This is a genomic window from uncultured Kordia sp. (genome assembly GCF_947489565.1).
Lineage (GTDB): Bacteria > Bacteroidota > Bacteroidia > Flavobacteriales > Flavobacteriaceae > Kordia.
In genome coordinates, this window is sequence record NZ_CANLEA010000006.1 from 17,691 (window position 1) to 40,497 (window position 22,807).

Here is a 22,807-nt window from a genome sequence, read left to right on the forward strand (position 1 = left end):
AATGAAAAGAGTTATTGTTGATTATCAAAAATTGACACAAAATATATTAGATCTTCTAGTAGAAAAATATCCTGATGGATATGATGATATAGATATTATCAAATTTAAAAATGCTAAAAATGAAAGTATAGAAGCTGTTGAAGTTAGGACAGACGATACTATTTACCTAGTAAAAGTAAGCAAACGACTAGCAGATTCTATAGAAAACTATGAAGATGATAAGAATACTGATTTAGACAGCAGTGGAAATGATTTCATAGATGACTTGGATTAAAAATGAAAAAGAAACATAAAGAAAAATCAAGATTACTTATTGTAAGTAATTTGGAAGTATTGGTCCTACGAAAAAATAGAGATAAGAAAGAATATGGACTTATTGGAGGTTTTTCTAAAAAAGGAGAAACTCCTGAATCGTGTTTAATTAGGGAAACTTTTGAAGAAGTTGGAGTACACTTAGATTATGATGATTTTCAATATGTCTCAACATCTTGTAACGTAGTCAATAAAAAACCAATACTAACAAGACATTACTTTCTTTTAAAAAATATAAGAAAAACGTTTTTATTGCGTGAGCCTCATAAATTCACAGCATTAGAATGGGTGAATTGGATGGACGCTTGTCAATATTTAGGAGCATCCGATAAAAACGCTTTGGAACGTTTTTTCTTTATACAACGTGGAAGTGCTAATTAAAATTTGTTGCTTATGAGCTATTATGAAACACAACAAACCAAGAGTGAAGAAGGTGTTTTTATTAATTACAGTAATGGATATTACACCTTTGTTTTTTCTTTTGAAGAAAAAATAATTTTTGAAGAAATTTCAAAAAGTGTGCTAGAAGAATACAACTTGCAAGATGGTTCTATGCTACATAAAACATTTGATGTTACTTATGAAGAAGTCATAAATGATTTAGATGATGATGATTTTATCATCTTTAGATTGTTAAAGTTAGAGTTGTTGGATGCATATTGATGATTGATATATGTTTCAATTAGGAGATACTTATTAGAAAAATAGTTAACCAATCTTCTTTTAAAGGAAAAGCGCAACAAATTTAAACTTGTTGCGCTTTTTTGGCTTTTACATATTTTAATATGTGATATAGATTAAGACTCTAAATCACATTTGATATATTTTGTCCCTCTCAAAATATACCCACAGCTGACATCGCCAGCAAAAGTACCCATTCCTCCACCACAAGTAAGACTTACAGTAGGACCATTTCCAGAGTGTTGACATACGCCTCCAGTTCCTCCTAAAATCTCATTTGTTTCGGAATTTAATTTAGAAATAATAAGTTTCTTTAAATCTAAACTTGTTTTTTCTTCTTTTTTCATGTGTAAAAGTTTTAATGTTACACTCAAATATAGACAAACTGAATTACTCTATCCATGATAAATCAAAGTTTTTTGGGTTTAAGGGATATATTTTATCTTTCATGTATCCATACACAATATCTAGGTTTTCTTTGTTGATATTTTCTTTGTGTAAACTATGAATCCATAATTTTATAAAAGTAGCATCAGGAAAAGGCGCTAAGTTGTATTTTTCTAAGTATTCTTTATTGGTCAGAATGTTCTCTATTTTAGTATCAAACGGAAAAAGCTCCACATTTAAAATAGCAGCATAATAATCCAATGATAACTTCATGAACATAACATAATTTAAAACAAAAAACGGAGAGTCGATATCAGTTTTATTTAAATAAGTATACCTGCTATAAAGTGAATACATCATTGATTTCAATTCTTCATCAGCGATGTTTTTTTTCAAAAAAGGTTGCGAATAATAATAGGAAGCAATTTCTTTTAAGGAAGTTAGTTCATTGTTTTTTTGGTATAGAATTCTCCCAATATGTATTGATTTTGCTTCAAGTTTTGACGTAGAAAAGAAATCTGAATTAAACTTTCGCTTGATCGCTTCTTCAGTTCTACCGATATATGAAAAAGAAAATCCATCTATTTCACAGAGTCCTTTGATGCTTTTCTTTTGCGTGGGACTTACTATTAATTTTATATCAACATCCGAATGTTGATTTGCTGCATTTACAGCAAAACTCCCAGTTAGTAATATTCCGACAATCTCGTCTCTATCTTTCCATAGATTGACAAATTGCGTAAGCGCTTTTTCCATCTTTATCAAATCAACAGACATTCTTTCCAAGTATTTAGTTTATGATTTTTAGAAGCCATTATTGTCAGAGCAATTCCCGATAAACCATCCCAAATTCCATGAGATATAGTAGCAATACCTTCTAAGTCTAATTGGTGCATTCCATTGCGCAACCATTCTTTTTTTAAATCCAGAAAATCATGATTTCCTGTAGTTTTGTAGATGAAATCATAAAAAATACTGATTCTAAAACAATCACTTGCAGCATGATTTCCTTTGGAAAAATGATTGCTTTTAAAAATGTTTTCTTGTATTTCTTTTACAGAATTTTGACCTAAAATAATCGCAGATTTCCATAAAGAAAAAGCAATTTCAGGATGTGTAATATCAGTTGTTTTCTGAATATCGTATAGTAGATTGCTAAATTCTTCAAGCATAGGTTTTGCTATGGCATCAAAGGATTTTAACGCTACTACTTTGATAAGAAACCTACACATATTTGCAATATAAATTGCGAAATCTAAATCTCTAGAAATCGGATGATTGGAGTATTGAATACGAAAACGTTCTAAATGAAAAAGTAAATCTATGATGTGTTTTTTGTACTTCTTTTTCAGTGTGTCAGAAGTTGTATGTGTATATCGATGTATAAAATAAAAACCGTTGCCTAAAGCTCCATCATAAAAGTTTCTGTTGCCATTATACAAATACTTTAGCATGGTGTCGTATAAATATTCATCAAGTGCATTTTCAAGCAAAGCATCTGCATCTAAATCAATTATTTTACTTGCAGTAAGATGATCTATAACCCAACCTAGTCCGGCAATTCCGCTAGATAAACTCGGTGTGCTTGTTTGATTATTTACATTGCTCACAAGAACTTCTAATAAATGTGTAGCTTTTGTATAATATTTTTTATCTCCTGTATACACATAGTAATGAAAATAGAACAACATGATTCCTGCATTACCATCAAGCATTGAATTATTTTCTTGATAACGAATCGTATTGGAAATCGTATGTAATAAACGTTCTTCTTCTGTCATTAGCTAATCATTAAGCATTCGTCCCAATTGGAGTTCAAATTCGTTAAGCAATCCAACATGACCAATCCTATTCCTGCGACGCCATTAACAATGGAAAAATTATCTTGGATAGAAGCATTATAATCTTGCGCCCATTCATTCGTAGTTTTTTCAGATTCCGAAAGTGGCGACATGACATCAATTCCTATTTGTAACCAAAACTCAAAAGCTTCTTTAAAAACATCGATGTTGGTTTCTTTATAAATTCGATGAAAAATTTGAGCATTTCCAAAAGTACCATGACAAACAAAAGGATCTTTTACCCAAGTTTCTTCAGGAGTTTTTCTTTTTGCGGCATGCATAAGTATGTCAATGCTGGTTTGTTTTAATGTGTTGTCATTTAGTTGTTTGCCAGCGTTGTATAATGCAATTCCAATTCCTAAATCACCATAACACCAACCCAATCTACTTTTACGGATGATCTTATCAGCATTAAAAATAGTATTCGGAAATATAGAAAATGTTTCTTCTTGACCATTTCTTACACTTAATAAATAATTGATAGCTTTTCGTAGCATATCATCCGTTGATGGTTTAAAATCATCGTAAGCGTTTAACTTAGTTAAAATAGAAATAATACTAGCTGTTCCATGTGCTAATCCCAAATCATAAGTAGCTTCATCAAAATTATTATTAGTACTTTTCCATTTCAAGGTTTCACCTTCTTCCTCAGCAGTTGATAATAATAAAACTATAAACTCACGAAGTACTTTTGCATACCGTTCTTTATCACTTTCAGTTTCAGAATCTCTATATCGATTTAAAAAGTAATAAGCAGAACCAATAGCTCCATGCATATAATCGTAGAAATTAATTTCAAAGGAGTATTGCATAAAAGAATAAATGTCAGAATCAAAAGCTTTGAGAAAAGAGTTATCATTTTCAACAATGCCTTCTATGTTGAGATGATCCAAGAGCCAACCAAAACCGGCAATTCCATTGCAAAAAGTATAATTGTTAAAACCATTGTTAATTTGATCAATACAACGGTTTAAGATTTCTGGACCTAGGTTTTTATGATTTTTATCTTTTAAATACTTGGCATAGTGAAATTGAAAAAGAGAAACTCCTGCTAAACCATTGAGAACTCCAATAGGTTGTTCTGCTTCTAAACTCTCTTTAATTATAGTATGAATCTTTTTTAATTCAGATTCAAAAAAGGGTACATTCATGTGTTGAATTAAAATATATTTTGGAAGTAACTAATATAGAAATATCTTTCATATATTACACAATTATTCTGTATACATTAAAACTCATATAAATGAAATCAATACCAGATTTTACTGATAATCACTTATTACCTCCGAGCAAAGGCGATGAAAAAAACATGGATTTTATAAGTCCTTATAAATGTACCACATTAGAAGTTTGTGAGCGTTTTGCTACCTCTGAAATTAGGATTGAAATACTCAAAGGTTTATTAGCTTTTAGAAAACGAATTAACGAAGAAAAGATTACGTTTGGATTTCAATGGTTGTACGGAAGTTTTACAGAAAGAATAGAGATTAGAGAAGGCAGACCTCCAAGAGATTTAGATGTTACTACGTTTTTTCAAGGGATTTCTAACGAACAAAAAGAAGGCTTTAAAGAAACATTTCCTGAATTTGTGAATTTTAAAAAGTCTAAGAACAGATTTTATGTAGATCATACGGCTTTTGATATTTCAATTTCTGCAGATCATACGTTTAATATTGTAGGTTCTTTAATGCAACTTTTTTCGCATACGCGCGAATGGGAATGGAAAGGAATACTGCGAATAGAATTAAACACTCCTGAGATAGATGAACAAGCTTTAGAATATTTAAATAACTTAAAACTTTGAAGGTTTGTAATCACAAATAATTAAATAAAAAGCAAGCTAAAATCATAGCTTGCTTTTTATTTTGTACTCTAAAGACTGTAAAAAATCCTGTGGAGTTCGTTTAAATTTATAATTGCTTATCGTGTCATTTTTGTATGCATTTTTTAATTAAAATCGACGACAATTGAATCTCCATATCTTCCATTGTGATATATATTTACTCTTGTAGGTCTTGGTGAAGATTGCCCTACCCAAGAAGGAAACATTCCTGGATTAATTGTCATTGGAAATGTTAAACTTGTTTGATTTGAATTCACAGATACATACGAGCTATTGTACTGATAAACATTAGCGTTTGCAGGTATTCTTAAGCCTGGAAGTAAATTATTTCCACTTAAAATTAAGGTGTCATTATAAGAATACGAGAGTTGATTTGCAGAAGTTATTTCTGGAGCATTTTCCTTTAAAACATCTATTTCATAAGGAGTTTCAGCTTCAGTCAATCCGTTAATTTTAAACCTTAATTTATAATCAAGCGCAGTTTCTATATTTTCATCAAAATAAAAATAGAAATTAGTTGTAGGAACACCATTATTCACCCAAGTTTCTGTATCAAAGTAATTTAAAAGATAACTGTTGGTGTCATTTTCTAGATACAACTGATAGTTTTGACTTAAATCTAAATAGGTCACTCTACCAAATGAAGTAGCTCTAACATAACACTTTCGGATAGTTGAATTGATTTCACGTTTTGAAACATTTACGGTGTAAATATTACTAGTTCCATCTTGAGCAGTAACAGTATAGTAAACAGGACTGTTGAAATCTTGCGCTTCATCAGAATTAGGGGAAATCGTGGCATTTTCTGAAATTTCAATAATAGGCGCAACACTAGATACGTCTTTATCAGTTATAAGAAATATTGTTAAATTATCATGATTAATAACTCCTTCAAAAATTTCATTATCAATATCAAATTGAAAACTTAAAATCTTTTTCTCGTCTGAAAACAACGTATTGTTCGTAATTACAGCATACGTAGTTTGAGCTCCATTTTGAGCAGTTACGGTGTATTCAATATCTTGACTAAAATCTTGTGCATCAGATGCATTAGGTGAAATTGTAGCGTTTTGAGAAAATTCAATTTGTGGAACTAACGTGCTATTTTGCTCCAGTCCAACGGTTTCAATTGTTATTGTATGATTAGATTCATCAATTACTCCAGAAAACGTTGTTTCGTGAGGAGTAATACTAAAAGCCGTTATTTTGTTGTCTGAACTATTTACAGTAACAGTGTAAATAGCTTTATCTCCATTTTCTGCTGTAACTGTATATTGCACATTTTGACTAAAGTTTTGAGCTGTAGAAGCAGAAGGCGAAATACTTGCGTTATTTGATATTTCAATTGTTGGTACTATCGAATTGGATAAATCAATATCACTTGTGGTAACATTTATAGTCTTTGTGGATTGATTGATAATTCCATCAAAATCTTGCCCGTTTTGACTTATTTTAAATGAAATAATTTTGTTTTCGGAGCTGAGTTGAGGTCCATCATCATCTGAACAGCTCATAAATGTTAAACTAAATAGTAGTAGGAGTAATAAACTTTTTCCTTTCATTATGTATCGGTTTTAATTAAATATAGTATAGCTATGTGTGTTGCATTGATTGGAATAGTTACACTTTATTTTAACTTTTTGTTTAGCGAGGAAACTTCGCTCTAATACTTTCTAAACATAAATTATGAATGCTTCCAATATGTGAATGCTTTTTGGATGTTTCGGCAGTATATGTTCCTTTTTGGACTTGCGAGCCTATTTTTTGATACGCTTCTCTAAAAGAAACACCGTCCATCACCAAATTATTAATACTATCAACGGTAGAAAGATATTTGTATTTTTCATCGTTAAAGTCAATTTTCTTTACATGAACTTGTTTGATGGAATGATTGAAAATCTCCAATACATTTTTTATATCAGTAAAAGCCGAAATCATAGGTTCTTTTAACAGTTGAAAATCTCTGTGATAACCACTTGGCAAATTAGTAGTGATCAGTACTATTTCTGTCTGTAAAGCTTGAATCTTATTGCATTTTCCACGAATCAATTCAAAGACATCCGGATTTTTTTTATGTGGCATAATGCTACTTCCTGTAGTCAAAGCATCCGGAAACGAAATAAAATCAAAATTCTGACTCATATACAAGCAAATATCCATCGCAAAACGCGCCAAGGTATTGCTCAAACTTCCCAATGCCATAGAAACCGTACGTTCACTTTTTCCTCTACTCATTTGAGCAGCAACTACATTATATTTCAACGTATGAAAGCCTAATTCTTTGGTGGTAAAAGCTCTGTCAATAGGAAATGAACTTCCATATCCTGCCGCCGAACCCAAAGGATTCTGATCTACAGTTTTTAAGGCAGCTTGCAACAAATACACATCATCGATCAACAATTCTGCATATGCAGAAAACCACAAACCAAAAGAAGAAGGCATGGCAACTTGTAAGTGTGTGTATCCAGGTAATAAAGCTTCTTTATGTGTGTCAGCTACTTGCAGAAGTGTTTCAAATAACACCTGTACTTGTTCTATAATAAAGTTTAAATGATCCTTATAAAATAATTGCAAAGCCACCAATACTTGATCGTTTCTAGAACGCGCCGTATGAATCTTTTTTCCAACTTCGCCATAGGTTTGCGTTAGTTCATATTCAATTTTAGAATGTACGTCTTCAAATTGCGACTCTATCACAAAAGTGCGATTGTGTATTTGAGTAAGTAAGGTTTCCAAACCTTCTGTAAGTTGCTGTAACTCTTCAGCAGTAATAATGTTGATTTTCTGTAACATTTTTGCGTGTGCTAAGGAAGCCAAAACGTCGTACTTAGCAATATGTAAATCAATTTCTCGATCGTTTCCAATCGTAAATGCTTCTATCTTTTTATCAATAGTAATTCCTTTGTCCCAAAGTTTCATTTGTTCTTTCTTTTGTCATTCCTTTATGTCACATCGAGCGCAGTCGAGATGTAACTAGGAATCTATTTTTTTATAATATCTTCTTTAATAATTCTATATAAATTTGAATACCTTCTTCTATTTCTGCTACATAGATAAACTCGTCCGCGGTATGTGAACGTGTACTATCTCCAGGACCTAATTTTAAGGACGGACAAGACAATACTGCTTGATCGGATAGCGTAGGAGAGCCATAAGTTTTTCTGCCCAAAGCAATTCCAGCTTGTACCAATGGATGTTTCTCAGGAATAGAAGAGGAGTTTAAACGCAAACTTCTTGGAATGATTTCCGTACAAGGCGCTTCTTGTTGTAAAATATCAACGATTTCTTTATTTGTATACGCATCATTTACACGGACATCTACGACTAAATGTACATTGGCAGGAACGGCATTGTGTTGTTTTCCCGCATTGATCTGTGTTACGGTCATTTTTACTTCACCCAACACGGCAGATGTTTTCTCAAATGTATAGGCTTGAAACCATTGTAAAACGTCAATTGTATTATAAATAGCGTTGTCTGTATTTGGATGTGCGGCGTGACTTGGCGTTCCTGTGACAGAAGCATCAAAAACGAGCAATCCTTTTTCGGCAATGGCCAATTGCATCAATGTTGGTTCGCCCACAATAGCAACAGCTACTTTTGGAATGATGGACAACATACTGTTCAACCCATTTTCTCCGCTGCTTTCTTCTTCTGCGGAAGCGACAATGACAAGATTATAATTCAAGTCAGGTTGTTTATAAAAATAGGTAAACGTTGCAATTAATGATACCAAACAACCGCCAGCATCATTGCTTCCCAAACCATACAATTTTCCGTTTTCTACAATGGCTTCAAACGGATTTTTGGTATACCCATTGTTTGGTTTTACCGTGTCGTGATGAGAATTTAAAAGTAGTGTAGGTTTCTTTTCATCAAAATGTAAATTCGTTGCCCAAATATTATTATTGGTTCGTTTAAAAGGAATCTCATGCTCTTGAAACCAGTCTTCTATATGCGTTGCTGTCCCTTCTTCTTCCGAGGAAAATGAAGGTGTTTCAATAAGCTTTTTAAGCAAAGCAATGGCTTTATCTGTTAATTCTGTATGATTCATTTTTGAATGGTTGTGTGTTTTAATTTTTTATTTAAAAGCATTTCAGAAGTGCCAATATGAACTTTTTGCACTTTGTGATTAATCGCATGGAAACAATTGGTGAGTTTGGGTAACATTCCATCCACAATGATGTTTTTTTCAAGTAAAGATTGATAGTTTTTAGTATCAATCGTTTCAATCACAGAATTGTCATCATGGATATTTTCTAAAACGCCATTTTTTTCAAAGCAATAGTATAATTCGGTTGTATAATCATTCGCGAAAGCAATCGCCAATTCGGAAGCGACGGTGTCTGCATTTGTATTTAATAATTGTCCGTTTTCATCATGTGTGATGGCGCAAAATATAGGCGTAATAGTATGATCGAGTAGGAGTTGTAAGTGTTCAATATTTACTTTTTCAATATCGCCTACAAATCCATAATCAATAGCAGTTACAGGACGTTTTTTAGCAATAATACTATTGCCGTCGGCTCCCGAAAATCCAATAGCATTGGTGTTTTTTGCTTGTAATATTGCCACAATTTTTTTGTTGATCTTTCCTGCATATACCATGGTAATAATGTCTAAAGTTTCTGCATTTGTAATGCGTCTTCCGTTGATCATTTGTACGTCAATGTCCATTTGCTGCGCCAATTGCGTGGCTGATTTTCCTCCTCCGTGGACTAAAATTTTAGGAGCTTCTAACTGCGCAAAATCATCCAAAAACAAATGCAATGCCTTTTCATCATTAATGATATGACCGCCAATTTTTACAATTTTTAAAGTTTGCATAACTATTGTTTTTTTATATTTGAATTATGTATGAATATTTAATTGAACCTATTTTAAAATTCTTATTTCGCCCATTTTTAAACTTGTTAGAACAATTATTTCAACTGTTTGGAGATCTTTTTAGTTCTCGAAAAAAGAAGAAATAACTACAGATTTTCTAACATTTTCTTCAAGACTATTTGTGCCGAAAACACTCTATTAAGCGCTTGTTGAATCACAATAGAATTTTCGCCATCCAAGACAGCATCTTCCACAACAACGTTTCTTCTCACAGGCAAACAATGCATGAATTTTGCTTCCTTTAGTGTATCTTTTGTAAGCATCCAATTAGAATCCTGATGTAGCACTTTTCCATACGATTCGTAACTGCTCCAGTTTTTTGCATACACAAAATCAGCATCTTGTAAAGCTTCTTTTTGATCATAATAAACAGGAACATTTTTAGTGATTTCTGAATCGAGCTCATAACCTTCCGGATGTGTAATACTGAAATCGATATTAAGCGATTGCATCATTTTTACAAACGAATTTGCAACTGCTTGTGGCAATGCTTTTGGATGTGGCGCCCAAGACAAAACGACTTTAGGTTGCTGCTTTTTTTGCAACTCCGTAATGGTGATGGCGTCTGCCAATGCTTGCAACGGATGCATAGTGGCACTTTCCATATTTACAATGGGGACAGTGGCATGTTTTGTAAAACTGTTCAAAATCCATTCAGAAGTATCTTTTTCTTTATCTTCTAAACTTGGAAAAGCTCTAATCGCTATGATATCTGCGTATTGCGAAATGACCTGTGCCGCTTCTTTGACATGTTCAGAGGAATTTAAATTCATAATCGTACCTTCTTCAAATTCTAAATTCCAAGCGTCATTTACGTTTAAAATCATGACGTCCATTCCTAAATTTTTAGCTGCTTTTTCGGTGCTCAATCGCGTTCGTAAACTTGCATTAAAAAAGAGCATGACCAATGTTTTATTAGTACCTAAAGCTTTGTGTGCAAATGGATTTTCCTTTAATAAAATTGCTTCCTGGATCGTTTCAGGGATATTGTCTATATCATAAATTGTGGTATACTTTTTCATGCTAAAACCTTTTTTAATGCTTCAAAAAATACATTGATATGTTGTTTGGTAATCGTCAATGGCGGAAGGATTCTCAATACATTCGGATTGGCAGCACTTCCTGTAAAAATTTGATGCTTATGAATCAGTGTTTTTCGAATTTCTGTTACAGGAAAATCAAATTCCAATCCGAGCATCAATCCTCTTCCTTTTGTGTTTTTGACTTTGGAAATTTTGGCAGCTTCCGCTAGAAAGTACTCAGAAACTTCCGTAGCATTTTGCATTAACTGTTGTGTTTCAATCACCTCTAAAACGGCTAAAGAAGCACTACAAGCCAAGTGATTTCCGCCAAAAGTGGTGCCCAATAAACCATGCGAAGCTTTGATTTTTGGGTGAATCAAAATACCGCCAATCGGGAATCCATTTCCCATCCCTTTTGCCATTGAAATAATATCGGGCGTAATAAGATGTTTTTGAAACGAAAAGAAATCGCCCGTTCTTCCAAAACCTGCTTGGACTTCATCGGCAATGAGCAGTGTATTGTATTGTTTGCATAGAATATCAAGTCCTTGATAGAATGCAGTTGTACTTTCATCCAATCCGCCAACACCTTGAATACATTCAATAATCACAGCACAAGTATTGTCTTCTTTTAGTACAGTTTCGACCGCGTTTAAATCTCCCAAATCGACAAAATCAACTTTTTGTTGTGCGTTTATGGGCGCTACAATCTTAGCATTATCGGTAGCTGCAACTGCTGCTGAGGTTCTTCCGTGAAACGCCTTTTTAAAAGCCAATACATTTGTTTTGTGTGTGTGAAAAGATGCTAGTTTTAATGCATTTTCGTTGGCTTCTGCGCCAGAATTACACAAAAACAATTCATAACCTTTACAATTGGATAGATGGGTTAGTTTGCTTGCTAATTTTTCTTGAAGCGGATTTTGAACGGAATTGCTATAAAACCCTATTTTTCGCAACTGATTTGAAATAGCCGTTACATATGTTGGATGCGAATGTCCAATGGAAATCACAGCATGGCCGCCATACAAATCAAGATATTTGGTACTGTTTTGATCGTACACATATACATCTTTGGCCGAAACAGGCGTGATATTGAATAGTGGATATACGTTAAATAAACTCATAATGATGTGTTGTTAAAAAAAGGTAGCTTTCAATTGAAGTCCTTCCGTTTCTTCAAAGCCAAACATCAAATTCATATTCTGAATTGCTTGACCAGAAGCACCTTTTAAAAGATTGTCAATACTACTTGTGATTAATAATTTGTTTTCGTGTTTGTGAAGATGTAGTAAACATTTATTCGTATTTACTACTTGCTTTAAATGCACTTGTTGAGTGCTTACAAACGTAAATGCGGCATCCTTATAGAAATCCTTATAAAGTATTTCAGCTTCTTCTAAACTGCCTTCAAACTTGGTGTATACTGTTGCAAAAATGCCTCTGCTAAAGTTTCCTCTGTTCGGCATAAAATTAATTTCAGCATTAAAATCATTTTGCAACTGTTGCATTGTTTGATGAATTTCACCTAAATGCTGATGTGTAAAAGGTTTGTAATAAGAAAAATTATTGTCTCTCCATGCAAAATGTGTTGTTTTTGACAATGAAGTTCCTGCGCCAGTAGCACCAGTAACCGCATTGATATGTACATCATTTTGTAACAATCTATGATGCGCTAAAGGAAGTAATGCCAATTGTAAAGCAGTGGCAAAACAACCTGGATTGGCAATATTCTGAGCTTTTTTGATGGCTTCTTTTTGTAATTCTGGCAATCCGTATACAAAAGATAACTCTTCAAACTTTTGATCGTCTTTCAATCTAAAGTCATTACTCAAGTCTATAATTTTAGTGTTTGCTGAGAATTTATGTGCTGCTAAAAATGCTTTTGAGTTTCCGTGTCCCAAACACAAAAACACCAAATCGACTTCCGTATTAATAGTACTCGTAAATGACATCTCTGTAGTACCAATTAAATCTTGATGAACAGCACTGATTTTATTTTCAGCATTGGAAGTACTATACACAAAATTGATATTGACTTTCCCATGATGTATCAATAACCTGATAAGTTCGCCTGCGGTATAACCTGCGCCGCCTATGATGCCTACTTCTATCATATTGCTGAGTTTATATGTTGATATATTTTGTTTTGATTGCCCAAAATTTTGATAAAACCTTTAGCTTCATTGGCAGTCCAACCAGAGTTCATTTCGCCGTAACTGCCAAACTTTGCATTCATCAAATCATGTGCTGATTGAATGCCATCTAAAGTAAAATGATACGGTTTGAGCGTGATAAAAACGTCTCCAGAAACCTTAGTTTGACTGCTTTCGAGATAACTTTCGATGTCTCGCATCACAGGATCTAAGTATTGTCCTTCATGTAAATGCATGCCGTAAAAATTGGAGAGATATTCTTTGTGTTGCAATTGCCATTTGGTCAATGTGTGTTTCTCCAATAAATGATGCGCTTTGATGCAAATAATTGCTGCTGCCGCTTCAAATCCGACTCTTCCTTTTATACCAACAATGGTATCACCAACATGAATATCTCTTCCAATTGCATAAGCAGCTGCTAGTGTGTTTAGGGTTTCGATGTTGATTTCTGGTGCATTTTGTTGTCCATTTACAGCAACCAATTCACCTTGTAAAAATGTAAGTTGAACTTTTTCTGCTTCTTGTTTTTGTAGTTGAGAAGGATAAGCTTCTTCGGGTAATGATTTATGAGAAGTCAAAGTTTCATCGCCACCAACACTCGTTCCCCAAAGCCCTTTGTTAATGGAGTATTTTGCTTTCTCCCAAGATAAATCGACACCATTCACTTTTAAATACTGAATTTCTTCTTCACGCGTTAATTTCTGATCTCTGATTGGTGTTATGATCTCAATTTCTGGAGCTAAGATTTGAAAAATCATGTCAAAACGCACTTGATCATTTCCTGCACCTGTACTTCCATGCGCAATATAGTTGGCATCAATACTTTTTGCATATTCAATAATTTCAATGGCTTGCACAATACGTTCGGCACTTACAGAAAGCGGATAGGTATTGTTTTTCAATACATTTCCGAAAATTAAATACTTCACTACTTTTTCATAAAAAGTTTTAATAGCGTCAATATTTTTATAGGTTGAAACGCCCATTTGATATGCGTTTTCTTCAATTGTTTTAATTTCTTTTTGTGTAAAACCGCCCGTATTTACACTGACTGCATGTACTTCAAAATGTTGCTCTTTGGTGAGATGTATGGCGCAATACGACGTGTCCAATCCGCCACTATACGCAAGGACTAATTTCTTTGGAGTTTTCATTTTTTATCTTTTTTTAAAAACAAGGCTTGTTTGATGCTTTTTAATCTTTTAAAAACCTGTTCTTTTACTCGATAATCGAGATTTAAATTTTCTGAGGTTTGCTCAACTTGGTTCTTATTTGTTTTTTGTGTTGAATCATTTGAATTTGGATCGTACAACATGCCTGTACATAAGCACATTTTTTGCTTTGTACGTTTTAAAACATCAAAGTTTTTGCAGGTTTGACAGCCATTCCAAAAGGATTGATCTTCTGTGAGTTCTGAAAATGTTACAGGTTTATAACCCAATTCGCTGTTGAGTTTCATCACAGCTAATCCTGTAGTGATGCTGAATACTTTTGCATTGGGAAACTTGGTTCTGGAGTGTTCAAAAATCTTTTTCTTGATTTGTTTGGCAATGCCTTTTCCTCTGTAGTCAGGATGTACAATGAGTCCAGAGTTTGCGACAAATTTTCCATGACTCCAAGCTTCGATATAGCAGAAGCCTACAAATGTTTCGCCATCTAAGGCAATGACAGCATTTCCTTGCTCCATTTTTGAGATGATGTATGCTGGCTTTCGCTTTGCGATTCCTGTGCCTCTTACTTGTGCAGCTTGTAAAATAGTTTCACAAATAGTTTCAGCGTAAACGCGATGTGAATTGTTTGCAATGACAATTTCCATGGTGTTTCATTAAAAATGATTAAAATATTGTTTGATGTATGTTGGAAAGAAGAACCGGACTCACCTAAGTTCCCATAATAGAAGTACACCCTTACGGGCGGCGAATGAAAAAGCGGCGTACGGGAACATTGTTATTCGTTAAAATAACACAATTTTGATAAAATACTATGGATATAAAATGATTCAAGAAATAATAAATAAAACTATATAAATACTAAAGTGTTGCTAGATCGAAGAATTAGCAGCGGCGGCGTCGGAAACGCATCTCGGGTAGTATCGTGTATGTTTTATTTGGTGAAATCATCACTACAAATCTACAAATTATAGTTTTATGTGAGACATTAAATTTGATTTTCTAGTAAATTTTATGAATATCTTAAAAAATGATTTTCAATTTTGAGATTATGAAAATTATTTATGGTTTTAAATGATAATTTGCTAGTATACAGTATTTGCAGAATGTTGTGTTAAAAACTGTCTTTGTTTTATTGGATGAACAGCTATTAAAATAAAAACCACACGAATTTGATACATTCGTGTGGTTTTTTTATAAAATTTTAAAAAGTTATTGGCTAGGCTTTATCTTTAATAAAAGGTCCTGCAATTCCCATGATACATCCAATTGCACCAATCCAAAGTCCCATACCAGCAGTTGCTAGTCCTGAACCAGAAGCCTCAGATATCCATATGATATCCATAATTAAAGCTAGAATAGCCGCAATGACAGCAACTATATTAGCCCATTTTTGTTTTTGGCCCATATATGAACATACTGCAACGGCAATACCAAATGCCATGAATACATAAATAATAGGATTAGCACTAGCTCCAGCCCATAAGCTTACAGAGATAGGTCCTACAGAAACAGAAGGTAAAAAAACAGAAATAAAGATTAAGATTCCTCCAATAACTCCAATGAATTTTTTCATAATTAGTTTGTTTTGAATTAGATAGTTAGTTTTGAATTAATTGATATTAGTGTGGTTTACTTGGGTTGTAAAGGTGTTTTACAACAACCTTTTTTAGGCTATTTAATTAATTGAGGAGATGTTTTTTTGATATATCGAATATGTTATGTCTATTTGAATTATGTCTACAATTTATGTTTTTTATTTAAGAATTTGCAAATAATTTTAAGTAAAAATTAATAATTATTGATTTTTTTAAGACAAATATTGTTAAATGTAATGATTTGGTGGCTGTAAAAAATGATGCTTTATTAGTGAGTTGCTATCTTTAACGAAGTGAAGCAATTAAGTCAGAAAATACAGTGATACATTTTTGTTTTAATTGCTTTTCATGGAGCTCTTCGGGAAGTTGAACGTATTGTACGGGCAATTGATGATATTGTTTTTTTTGTAATGTCTGAAGTTTATTGGTAGAAAGTAAAATAGCGCCGTCCACACTTCCGTCACTGATACTTTGTAAGCATTCTTTTTCACGTTCTAATGCAGAAAAGGATTGAAACAATACAATTCGATATCCAAATTTGGAAGCGGCTTTTTCAATATGGTATAAAAAACAACTGTAAATTCCAGTATTGATTTGCGGAATGATAATCGCAATAGCATTGGTTTGTTTTTTACGCAATGCTACCGCGTAATTATTAGCTACATAATTATGTTTTGAAGCTATCTTCTGAATTACTTTTCGGGTAGTAGGACTGATGTCAAATTTGTTATTTAAAGCTTTGGAAACCGTAGAAATCGAAAACCCCGATAGTTGTGATAATTCTTTTAATGTGATGGCAGATTGTGTTAAGTTCATGTTTTTAATGCTTTTATGATTTGAAGCGCTTCTTTGGTTAAACTTTCTATTTTTTGTAAATCAAATTCACCGTTTTCTTCCTTTTTAATCAGTTTTGAACCCATTCCAACACAAGTTGCGCCCGCGTTAAACCAGCCTTCTAAGTTTTCTTTTGTTGGAGCAACGCCACCAGTAGGCATAATACTTGTCCAAGGTTGCGGTCCTTTGATGGCCTTAATAAAGTTAGGTCCATAAATCCCACCTGGGAATAATTTTACAATTTCGCAGCCTAATTCTTCAGCTTTGGCAATTTCAGTTAATGAGCCACAACCTGGCGACCACAATACTTTTCGTCGGTTACAAACAAGAGCAATGTCTTCTCGTAAAACAGGAGTTACAATAAAATTTGCGCCAAGCGACATATACAAAGAAGCGGCAGCAGCATCAGTTACAGAACCAACTCCCATAATCATTCCTGGTAGTTCTGCAACTGCATATTTTGTTAATTCTCCAAAAACTTCATGTGCAAAATCGCCACGAGCTGTAAATTCTAGTAAGCGCGCACCGCCATTGTAACATGCTTTTAATACTTTTTTGCTTACTTCTATATTGTTATTGAAAAATAGCGGAACCAATCCAGTTTCCTGCATTACTCGAGCTACTTCTATTCTTGAATATTGTGCCATTATATAATTTATTTTTTATTCCCGTTTTCACGGGAATTTTTTGAATATTAAATTAAAGTTCTACAGATTATCTTGCAACTCTTCCAGAAGCATCTCCACCCATTAATTTTTCTACTTCAGCGATGGTTGATAAGTTGGCATCACCTTTTATGGTATGTTTTAAACAAGATGCTGCAACTGCAAAATCTAAGGCATTTTGGTCATCTTCTGGATATTTTAGTAATCCATAAATTAATCCTCCCATAAATGAATCTCCGCCACCAACTCTGTCTACGATATCCGTAATTTGATATTGACGTGTTTCATACATTTTTGAACCATCATATAAAACACCAGCCCATGTATTGTGTGAAGCTGATATAGAGCCTCTTAACGTAGTAATTACCTTTTTTGCCCTTGGAAATTTTTCCATCATTTGTTTACAAACAGATAAGAATGCTTCTGCTTTTACATCGTGTCCGTGTTTGTGTACATCTAATCCTTCAGGGTGAATTCCGAAGTGTTTTTCTGCATCTTCTTCATTCCCTAAAATAATATCACAATATGACGTGAGTTCTGTCATAATTGCTTCACGATCTCCACCGTATTTCCAAAGTTTGGCTCTGTAATTTAAATCTGTAGAAATAGTTATTCCTTTGGCGCTAGCTGCTTTTACTGCTTCTAAACAAACATCTGCAGCTCCTTGTGATATGGCAGGCGTAATTCCTGTCCAGTGAAACCATGCTACACCATCAAATACAGCATCCCAATCAATCATTCCTGATTTTACTTCTGCAATTGCAGAATGTGCTCTGTCATACACAACTTTGCTTCCTCTACTTACGGCACCAGTTTCTAAAAAATAGATTCCTAAGCGATCACCGCCCCAAACAATTTTATTGACTCCAACACCACGTTTTCTCATTTCCATCATAGCACAATGTCCAATATCGTTGTCGGGTAATCGTGTTACAAAATCTACATCAACTCCATAATTTGCTAAAGAAACGGCTACATTAGATTCTCCGCCACCGTATACTACATCGAAGCTATTTGTTTGAGAAAATCTTAAAAATCCAGGAGGTGCTAAACGAAGCATAATTTCTCCAAAAGTGACTACTTTACTCATTTTTATATCGTCTTAAATTGTTAAAATATGTTTTTTGCTTAAACGTTTAAGCAGTTTGTTAAAAATAAATCAAAACTAACTAAGTTTTGATTATCTGACATAAAAAGCTACTTTTGCTTAAACGTTTAAGCAAATATATAAAAACTAAGTGAAAAAAAAAAGAACTACAATAAAAGACATTGCCAATGTTTTGAATATTTCACCTGCGGCTGTATCGAAAGCACTTCATGACGATTCTAGAATTAGTGCAAAAACGAAAGCAGCTGTTAAACGTGTTGCCAAAGAATTAAATTATCAGCCAAATCATTTAGCCAGTGCGCTGCGAAAAGGGAAAAGTAATTTAGTGGGCGTTATTGTCCCGAGAACGAGTAGTAACTTTTTTTCTTCCGTGATTCAAAATATTGAAGAAGTACTGAATAGGGAAGGTTACAATATTATTATTACACAGTCTAACGAGTCTTTTAAGAAAGAATGCAGTAATATAGACACACTACTTTTTACCCAAGTTGATGGAATTATCGCTTCGATGGCGAATGAAACCGTAGATTTATCGTACTACGAAAAGATAAAATCGAAAGGAATTCCTTTAATTTTGTTTGATAGGGGAGAGAATGATTTGAATGTGGATTATATTGGAATTAACGATTATGATAGTAGTTTTATGATTGTGGAACACCTTATTTCAAAAGGGTGCAAGCGGATAGCTCATATTGGTGGTTTTAGACATACGCGAATTTTTAATAATAGAATCAGAGGCTATATTGATGCTATACATAGGTATAATTTGCCTCATGATGATGATTTACTCATAGAAAGTAGCTTAACGATGGAAGATGGAAGACTAAAAATGCAAGAATTATTAGCATTGGAAAATCCTCCTGACGCGGTGTATATTGCTGGAGATTACGCAGCTTTGGGCGCATTGCAATTGTTGAAAGAAAAGAATATAGATGTACCAAATGATATTTGCTTAGTAGGCTTTGGAAACGAACCTTTTACTTCGCTAGTTACACCAACAATTACAAGTATTAATCAACATAGTGAACAAATAGGGCAGTTGGCTGCCAAAACTTTTTTGGAACGTGTGAAGATGGATCCGTTAAAACAAACACTGAATAAAATTATTTTAGACGCAGCATTGATTGAACGCGATTCTTCTTAAAAAAATAAGCGCTATTGCTAAAAAACAATAACGCTTATTCATTTTGAAAATAAAATTTTCACTCAATAATCGAGATTTAAAATGCTCCGACGCTTGCGTCGAAATGTTTTAATGGTCTCAACTGAATGCTTCGTGGGCTTGCCCCGAAGTAGTTGACTATATGTTAGATTCCTAAAGCTTGTCCACCACCAATTTGGATTGTTTCCGCAGTAATGAAAGAAGCATCTTTGCTTGCTAGGAATGAAATAACACCTGCAACATCTTCTGGTTGTCCTAAGCGTCCTAACATGATATTGTTTGCCCAAGAAGCAAATACCTCTGGCTTTGTTGATTTTATTTGTGCATGAAATGGTGTATCAATAGTACCTGGCGATACAGCATTAGATCGAATACCATATTCAGCTAAATCTTTTGCTAATGCTCTTGTAATTGCATGAACACCTGCTTTTGAGGTTCCGTAGATTCCAGCTCCTGGTCCACCAGCAGTCCATCCTGCATTTGACGTATAGTTAATAATGGATGGATGTTCTCCTTTTTTTAAGAATGGAATTGCTGCTCTGGAAGCAAAAAATACAGAATCAAGATTTAGCGCCATCACAAAACGGTAGAATTCAGTAGTCATTTCTTCAAAACGAGAACGTCCGCCTAATCCACCAGCGTTGTTCACAAGTACATCTATTTTACCATATTTTTCACCTATTTTAGTGATGTTTTCAGTTACTTGAGCTTCTTGAGTAACATCAAAACCATAATATTCAGCGGTAATTCCTGCATCGGTTAGTTCTTTTAGTCTTTCAGCACCAGCTACATCATCAATACCGTTCATAATAACTGTATATCCATCGGTTCCTAGTCTTTTAGCTACTTCAAAACCAATGCCGCCAGTGGCTCCTGTAATGATTGCTACTTTTCCGTTGTTTGTATTCATTGTATATATTTTTATGTATTGTTTTTAATTATTTTTTGGTTTTAGGGGTTCAATTTTTGGAATTAAAAACCAAACGCTTGCTATTACTATAAAAGCTAAGATTGCTCCAATGATAAAGGCAGGTGCATAGTTACCACCATCTGTTAAAATTGGTACCAAGGCTACTAACCCTGCACCAGATAATTTTGCAGCTGTACCCGCAAAACCAGAAAGTGTACCCACCGTTTTCTTACCATATAAATCACTAGGTAAAGTTTGTACATTACCAATGGCGGTTTGAAAACCAAAAAGGACAACTGCCATGATCAACACTGCTGCAAATGGCGAACCTGGATTAGATAAGGCTATTAAGGCAGGAAGCATTATAACGCATCCAAGGATGATAACTACTTTACGCGTTTTATTGACATTCCAACCCGCTTTTAATCTATTTTGAGCATATAAGCCACCAAACCAAGCACCAAACATAGCACCTACATAAGGAACCCAGCCGTAAATACCAATTGCTTTTACGTCCATACCATATACTTCTGATAGGTATATTGGAATCCAAAATACAAATAGCCACCAGATTGGATCTATTGCTGCAGAAGCAATAATAACTCCCCAACTTTGTTTGCGGGATAGTAATTCTTGTGTAGATGGATTGTATTCAGCTACGTCTTGAGTATCTTCTTTTAGTTCTTTTGCTTTTTGACCACTAAGTATGTATGTTTTTTCCTTTTCAGTTAACCAAGGATGGCTTTTTGGAGGAGCTTTTACAACGATTAGCCAAGGTATTAACCATAGTAAACCAATAAGACCTACGATGACAAATATCATTTGCCAACTAAAATAGACTGTTAAAAAAGCAATGGTTGGTATTGCAATAATACCACCTATCGCCGCACCAGAATTGAATATTCCTTGTGCAAAAGCTCTTTCAGTGGTTGGAAACCATTCTGCATTTCCTTTAGCTGCTCCAGGCCAGTTACCAGCTTCAGATATTCCTAATAAGGATCTAAATATGGAAAAACTTAATACTCCTTTTGCCAATGCATGCAATGCTGTAGATATTGACCATACACCAATTGATAAAACAAAGCCTAAACGTGTTCCGATTTTGTCAAATATTTTTCCAAAAATAGATTGTCCAAAAGCATAGGAGAACATGAATACTACAGAAATTAAAGCATAAATTTCTTTTCTTTCTGTGGTTGATTTATCTGGATATAAATCTTCTGATATGCTTGGCCATAATACTACCAGCGCTTGCCTATCTATATAATTAATAATGGTTGCTAAGGCTATTAAACCTATAACCCACCAACGTAAACCTTTTATTTTCATAATAATATGTATGAACCATACAAACCTTTGCAACGACAAGTATTTGTGTGTTGATTAGTAAAGCAATGTTGCTTTATATTTTGTTCTGAGTAATTGTATTGTGAAGAAATGTATGCTACGTTTCTATCGATAAAATTACGTTCCCTCCTTACTTTTTTGACATTATTGAAGTCGTGCATCTTCAAAATTGTCTATACTTTTTTAAATGTTATAACAGTATTGATAGAGCATTTTAAAGTGTTCTTTCATTTTTTGTTTAGCCAATTGTGGTTTTTGATCCCTAATTGCATTAAAAATATTTTGATGTTCTATAATTCCAGATTCTGCTAGATCTTTATCACAGACATGATATTTTTCAAAATTTGTAATGATTTCTGGTGTTATAATCAACATGAAAGTATTCATGGTACTGTTGCCAGAAGCTTTTGCTATAGCTAAGTGAAATAGTAAGTCTTCTTGTACAGCATCTTCACCATTCAGTACTTTTTCCTTAAACGCATCCAACGCTTCTTTCATTTTGTAAAGATCTTCATCAGTTCTTCGCAATGCAGCTAAGCGTGCTGTTTTTAATTCTAATAAAATTCTGGTTTCTACAAGTGATTTGAAATCTGGTTCTTCTAGTCGTAAAATATCTTCAATCATACCATTCATGGCAATGACTCCAATATTAGCTACAAAGGTTCCACTTTGTGGAATTGATTTTAACAGACCATAGAATTCAAGTTTTTGAATGGCTTCTCTAACATTGCTACGTGTTACCCCAAACTTTTCAGAAAGCATGCGTTCTGATGGAAGTTTGTCACCAGGTTCTAAATTCTTTGCATTAATTAAATCGCGAATTTTTGCAATAATTGTATTTTGAACATCTGCTGTTTCTGTTCTTGTAACTATGTCTAATTTCATACG

The 22,807-nt window shown here is 33.7% G+C and carries 25 protein-coding genes; 5 read left to right on the forward strand and 20 right to left on the reverse strand.

Annotated features, from left to right (window positions below; all coding sequences use genetic code 11):
- The first annotated feature begins 1 nt into the window (after position 1).
- From Q0845_RS09210 to Q0845_RS09220, 3 genes are read left to right on the forward strand one after another with little or no spacing between them, the layout of a single operon-like run.
- On the forward strand, positions 2–274 hold the full coding sequence (locus Q0845_RS09210) for a hypothetical protein (RefSeq protein ID WP_298512018.1): 273 nt from the start codon (positions 2–4) through the stop codon (positions 272–274).
- 2 nt (positions 275–276) lie between these two features.
- A complete protein-coding gene (locus tag Q0845_RS09215) occupies positions 277–693 on the forward strand; it encodes an NUDIX hydrolase (RefSeq protein WP_298512021.1) in 417 nt (138 codons plus the stop codon).
- A gap of 12 nt (positions 694–705) precedes the next feature.
- Positions 706–975 carry a hypothetical protein gene (locus Q0845_RS09220; RefSeq protein ID WP_298512023.1) on the forward strand — a complete coding sequence of 90 codons (270 nt, stop codon included), beginning with the start codon at positions 706–708 and terminating at the stop codon, positions 973–975.
- Positions 976–1,109: 134 nt separating this feature from the next.
- Here the strand turns inward: Q0845_RS09220 and Q0845_RS09225 are convergent, their stop codons facing one another.
- The 4 genes from Q0845_RS09225 to Q0845_RS09240 are packed head-to-tail and all read right to left on the reverse strand — an operon-like array spanning position 1,110 to position 4,372.
- On the reverse strand, positions 1,110–1,340 hold the full coding sequence (locus Q0845_RS09225) for a hypothetical protein (RefSeq protein ID WP_298512024.1): 231 nt from the start codon (positions 1,338–1,340) through the stop codon (positions 1,110–1,112).
- A 43-nt stretch (positions 1,341–1,383) separates the two neighbouring features.
- Complete coding sequence (locus tag Q0845_RS09230) at positions 1,384–2,136, reverse strand: hypothetical protein (RefSeq protein WP_298512026.1); 753 nt, start codon at positions 2,134–2,136, stop codon at positions 1,384–1,386.
- Positions 2,137–2,141: 5 nt separating this feature from the next.
- The gene (locus Q0845_RS09235) at positions 2,142–3,161 is read right to left on the reverse strand and encodes a lanthionine synthetase LanC family protein (protein ID WP_298512028.1); all 1,020 of its coding nucleotides are present in this window, start codon (positions 3,159–3,161) and stop codon (positions 2,142–2,144) included.
- Positions 3,161–4,372, reverse strand: coding sequence for a lanthionine synthetase C family protein (locus Q0845_RS09240; RefSeq protein WP_298512030.1), 1,212 nt, complete (start codon positions 4,370–4,372; stop codon positions 3,161–3,163). The genes Q0845_RS09235 and Q0845_RS09240 overlap by 1 nt, the downstream gene beginning before the upstream one ends.
- Positions 4,373–4,464: 92 nt before the next feature.
- Here Q0845_RS09240 and Q0845_RS09245 point away from each other — a divergent pair, with 92 nt between their 5' ends.
- Positions 4,465–5,025, forward strand: coding sequence for a hypothetical protein (locus Q0845_RS09245; protein ID WP_298512032.1), 561 nt, complete (start codon positions 4,465–4,467; stop codon positions 5,023–5,025).
- A 143-nt stretch (positions 5,026–5,168) separates the two neighbouring features.
- Here Q0845_RS09245 and Q0845_RS09250 read toward each other — a convergent pair whose 3' ends face one another.
- The 13 genes from Q0845_RS09250 to Q0845_RS09310 form a co-directional block, all read right to left on the reverse strand.
- Positions 5,169–6,626 carry a DUF5018 domain-containing protein gene (locus tag Q0845_RS09250; RefSeq protein WP_298512034.1) on the reverse strand — a complete coding sequence of 486 codons (1,458 nt, stop codon included), beginning with the start codon at positions 6,624–6,626 and terminating at the stop codon, positions 5,169–5,171.
- A gap of 82 nt (positions 6,627–6,708) precedes the next feature.
- Positions 6,709–7,983: an argininosuccinate lyase gene (gene argH / locus Q0845_RS09255; RefSeq protein ID WP_298512037.1), complete on the reverse strand. Its 1,275-nt coding sequence runs from the start codon at positions 7,981–7,983 to the stop codon at positions 6,709–6,711.
- A 70-nt stretch (positions 7,984–8,053) separates the two neighbouring features.
- Positions 8,054–9,118: a M20 family metallo-hydrolase gene (locus tag Q0845_RS09260; protein ID WP_298512039.1), complete on the reverse strand. Its 1,065-nt coding sequence runs from the start codon at positions 9,116–9,118 to the stop codon at positions 8,054–8,056.
- Positions 9,115–9,891 (reverse strand): acetylglutamate kinase, encoded by a 777-nt coding sequence (gene argB, locus Q0845_RS09265; protein WP_298512041.1) that lies wholly within the window; start codon positions 9,889–9,891, stop codon positions 9,115–9,117. Before argB ends, Q0845_RS09260 begins: the two co-directional genes overlap by 4 nt.
- Positions 9,892–10,037: 146 nt before the next feature.
- Positions 10,038–10,973, reverse strand: a complete 936-nt coding sequence (locus Q0845_RS09270; protein ID WP_298512043.1) for an acetylornithine carbamoyltransferase — start codon at positions 10,971–10,973, stop codon at positions 10,038–10,040.
- On the reverse strand, positions 10,970–12,097 hold the full coding sequence (locus Q0845_RS09275; RefSeq protein ID WP_298512045.1) for an aminotransferase class III-fold pyridoxal phosphate-dependent enzyme: 1,128 nt from the start codon (positions 12,095–12,097) through the stop codon (positions 10,970–10,972). The genes Q0845_RS09270 and Q0845_RS09275 overlap by 4 nt, the downstream gene beginning before the upstream one ends.
- 12 nt (positions 12,098–12,109) lie before the next feature.
- Positions 12,110–13,087 (reverse strand): N-acetyl-gamma-glutamyl-phosphate reductase, encoded by a 978-nt coding sequence (gene argC, locus Q0845_RS09280; protein ID WP_298512047.1) that lies wholly within the window; start codon positions 13,085–13,087, stop codon positions 12,110–12,112.
- Entirely contained in the window at positions 13,084–14,280 is a 1,197-nt protein-coding gene (locus Q0845_RS09285) for an argininosuccinate synthase domain-containing protein (protein WP_298512049.1), read from the reverse strand. The genes argC and Q0845_RS09285 overlap by 4 nt, the downstream gene beginning before the upstream one ends.
- On the reverse strand, positions 14,277–14,942 hold the full coding sequence (locus Q0845_RS09290; protein WP_298512051.1) for a GNAT family N-acetyltransferase: 666 nt from the start codon (positions 14,940–14,942) through the stop codon (positions 14,277–14,279). The genes Q0845_RS09285 and Q0845_RS09290 overlap by 4 nt, the downstream gene beginning before the upstream one ends.
- Before the next feature lie 572 nt (positions 14,943–15,514).
- Positions 15,515–15,871, reverse strand: a complete 357-nt coding sequence (locus Q0845_RS09295; RefSeq protein WP_298512053.1) for a hypothetical protein — start codon at positions 15,869–15,871, stop codon at positions 15,515–15,517.
- A gap of 307 nt (positions 15,872–16,178) precedes the next feature.
- Positions 16,179–16,709: a LacI family DNA-binding transcriptional regulator gene (locus Q0845_RS09300; RefSeq protein WP_298512055.1), complete on the reverse strand. Its 531-nt coding sequence runs from the start codon at positions 16,707–16,709 to the stop codon at positions 16,179–16,181.
- Positions 16,706–17,374 (reverse strand): bifunctional 4-hydroxy-2-oxoglutarate aldolase/2-dehydro-3-deoxy-phosphogluconate aldolase, encoded by a 669-nt coding sequence (locus tag Q0845_RS09305; RefSeq protein ID WP_298512057.1) that lies wholly within the window; start codon positions 17,372–17,374, stop codon positions 16,706–16,708. The genes Q0845_RS09300 and Q0845_RS09305 overlap by 4 nt, the downstream gene beginning before the upstream one ends.
- A gap of 67 nt (positions 17,375–17,441) precedes the next feature.
- Positions 17,442–18,482, reverse strand: a complete 1,041-nt coding sequence (locus Q0845_RS09310; protein WP_298512059.1) for a sugar kinase — start codon at positions 18,480–18,482, stop codon at positions 17,442–17,444.
- 148 nt (positions 18,483–18,630) lie between these two features.
- Between Q0845_RS09310 and Q0845_RS09315 the strand changes: the two genes are divergently transcribed.
- Positions 18,631–19,644, forward strand: a complete 1,014-nt coding sequence (locus tag Q0845_RS09315; protein WP_298512061.1) for a LacI family DNA-binding transcriptional regulator — start codon at positions 18,631–18,633, stop codon at positions 19,642–19,644.
- Positions 19,645–19,807: 163 nt separating this feature from the next.
- On the opposite strand, the gene Q0845_RS09320 is transcribed toward Q0845_RS09315, so the two are convergent.
- The 3 genes from Q0845_RS09320 to Q0845_RS09330 form a co-directional block, all read right to left on the reverse strand.
- Positions 19,808–20,572, reverse strand: a complete 765-nt coding sequence (locus Q0845_RS09320; RefSeq protein ID WP_298512063.1) for an SDR family NAD(P)-dependent oxidoreductase — start codon at positions 20,570–20,572, stop codon at positions 19,808–19,810.
- Between the two features lie 24 nt (positions 20,573–20,596).
- Positions 20,597–21,901 carry an MFS transporter gene (locus Q0845_RS09325; RefSeq protein ID WP_298512065.1) on the reverse strand — a complete coding sequence of 435 codons (1,305 nt, stop codon included), beginning with the start codon at positions 21,899–21,901 and terminating at the stop codon, positions 20,597–20,599.
- Positions 21,902–22,102: 201 nt separating this feature from the next.
- Complete coding sequence (locus tag Q0845_RS09330; protein WP_298512068.1) at positions 22,103–22,804, reverse strand: FadR/GntR family transcriptional regulator; 702 nt, start codon at positions 22,802–22,804, stop codon at positions 22,103–22,105.
- Positions 22,805–22,807 lie beyond the last annotated feature (3 nt).

What these genes read in the sequence shown, in the direction of transcription:
- Q0845_RS09210 (WP_298512018.1), top strand. Translation starts at nt 2, where the DNA reads ATGAAAAGAGTTATTGTTGATTATCAAAAATTGACACAAAATATATTA.
- Q0845_RS09215 (WP_298512021.1), top strand. Translation starts at nt 277, where the DNA reads ATGAAAAAGAAACATAAAGAAAAATCAAGATTACTTATTGTAAGTAAT.
- Q0845_RS09220 (WP_298512023.1), top strand. Translation starts at nt 706, where the DNA reads ATGAGCTATTATGAAACACAACAAACCAAGAGTGAAGAAGGTGTTTTT.
- Q0845_RS09225 (WP_298512024.1), bottom strand. Translation starts at nt 1,340, where the DNA reads ATGAAAAAAGAAGAAAAAACAAGTTTAGATTTAAAGAAACTTATTATT.
- Q0845_RS09230 (WP_298512026.1), bottom strand. Translation starts at nt 2,136, where the DNA reads ATGGAAAAAGCGCTTACGCAATTTGTCAATCTATGGAAAGATAGAGAC.
- Q0845_RS09235 (WP_298512028.1), bottom strand. Translation starts at nt 3,161, where the DNA reads ATGACAGAAGAAGAACGTTTATTACATACGATTTCCAATACGATTCGT.
- Q0845_RS09240 (WP_298512030.1), bottom strand. Translation starts at nt 4,372, where the DNA reads ATGAATGTACCCTTTTTTGAATCTGAATTAAAAAAGATTCATACTATA.
- Q0845_RS09245 (WP_298512032.1), top strand. Translation starts at nt 4,465, where the DNA reads ATGAAATCAATACCAGATTTTACTGATAATCACTTATTACCTCCGAGC.
- Q0845_RS09250 (WP_298512034.1), bottom strand. Translation starts at nt 6,626, where the DNA reads ATGAAAGGAAAAAGTTTATTACTCCTACTACTATTTAGTTTAACATTT.
- argH (WP_298512037.1), bottom strand. Translation starts at nt 7,983, where the DNA reads ATGAAACTTTGGGACAAAGGAATTACTATTGATAAAAAGATAGAAGCA.
- Q0845_RS09260 (WP_298512039.1), bottom strand. Translation starts at nt 9,118, where the DNA reads ATGAATCATACAGAATTAACAGATAAAGCCATTGCTTTGCTTAAAAAG.
- argB (WP_298512041.1), bottom strand. Translation starts at nt 9,891, where the DNA reads ATGCAAACTTTAAAAATTGTAAAAATTGGCGGTCATATCATTAATGAT.
- Q0845_RS09270 (WP_298512043.1), bottom strand. Translation starts at nt 10,973, where the DNA reads ATGAAAAAGTATACCACAATTTATGATATAGACAATATCCCTGAAACG.
- Q0845_RS09275 (WP_298512045.1), bottom strand. Translation starts at nt 12,097, where the DNA reads ATGAGTTTATTTAACGTATATCCACTATTCAATATCACGCCTGTTTCG.
- argC (WP_298512047.1), bottom strand. Translation starts at nt 13,087, where the DNA reads ATGATAGAAGTAGGCATCATAGGCGGCGCAGGTTATACCGCAGGCGAA.
- Q0845_RS09285 (WP_298512049.1), bottom strand. Translation starts at nt 14,280, where the DNA reads ATGAAAACTCCAAAGAAATTAGTCCTTGCGTATAGTGGCGGATTGGAC.
- Q0845_RS09290 (WP_298512051.1), bottom strand. Translation starts at nt 14,942, where the DNA reads ATGGAAATTGTCATTGCAAACAATTCACATCGCGTTTACGCTGAAACT.
- Q0845_RS09295 (WP_298512053.1), bottom strand. Translation starts at nt 15,871, where the DNA reads ATGAAAAAATTCATTGGAGTTATTGGAGGAATCTTAATCTTTATTTCT.
- Q0845_RS09300 (WP_298512055.1), bottom strand. Translation starts at nt 16,709, where the DNA reads ATGAACTTAACACAATCTGCCATCACATTAAAAGAATTATCACAACTA.
- Q0845_RS09305 (WP_298512057.1), bottom strand. Translation starts at nt 17,374, where the DNA reads ATGGCACAATATTCAAGAATAGAAGTAGCTCGAGTAATGCAGGAAACT.
- Q0845_RS09310 (WP_298512059.1), bottom strand. Translation starts at nt 18,482, where the DNA reads ATGAGTAAAGTAGTCACTTTTGGAGAAATTATGCTTCGTTTAGCACCT.
- Q0845_RS09320 (WP_298512063.1), bottom strand. Translation starts at nt 20,572, where the DNA reads ATGAATACAAACAACGGAAAAGTAGCAATCATTACAGGAGCCACTGGC.
- Q0845_RS09325 (WP_298512065.1), bottom strand. Translation starts at nt 21,901, where the DNA reads ATGAAAATAAAAGGTTTACGTTGGTGGGTTATAGGTTTAATAGCCTTA.
- Q0845_RS09330 (WP_298512068.1), bottom strand. Translation starts at nt 22,804, where the DNA reads ATGAAATTAGACATAGTTACAAGAACAGAAACAGCAGATGTTCAAAAT.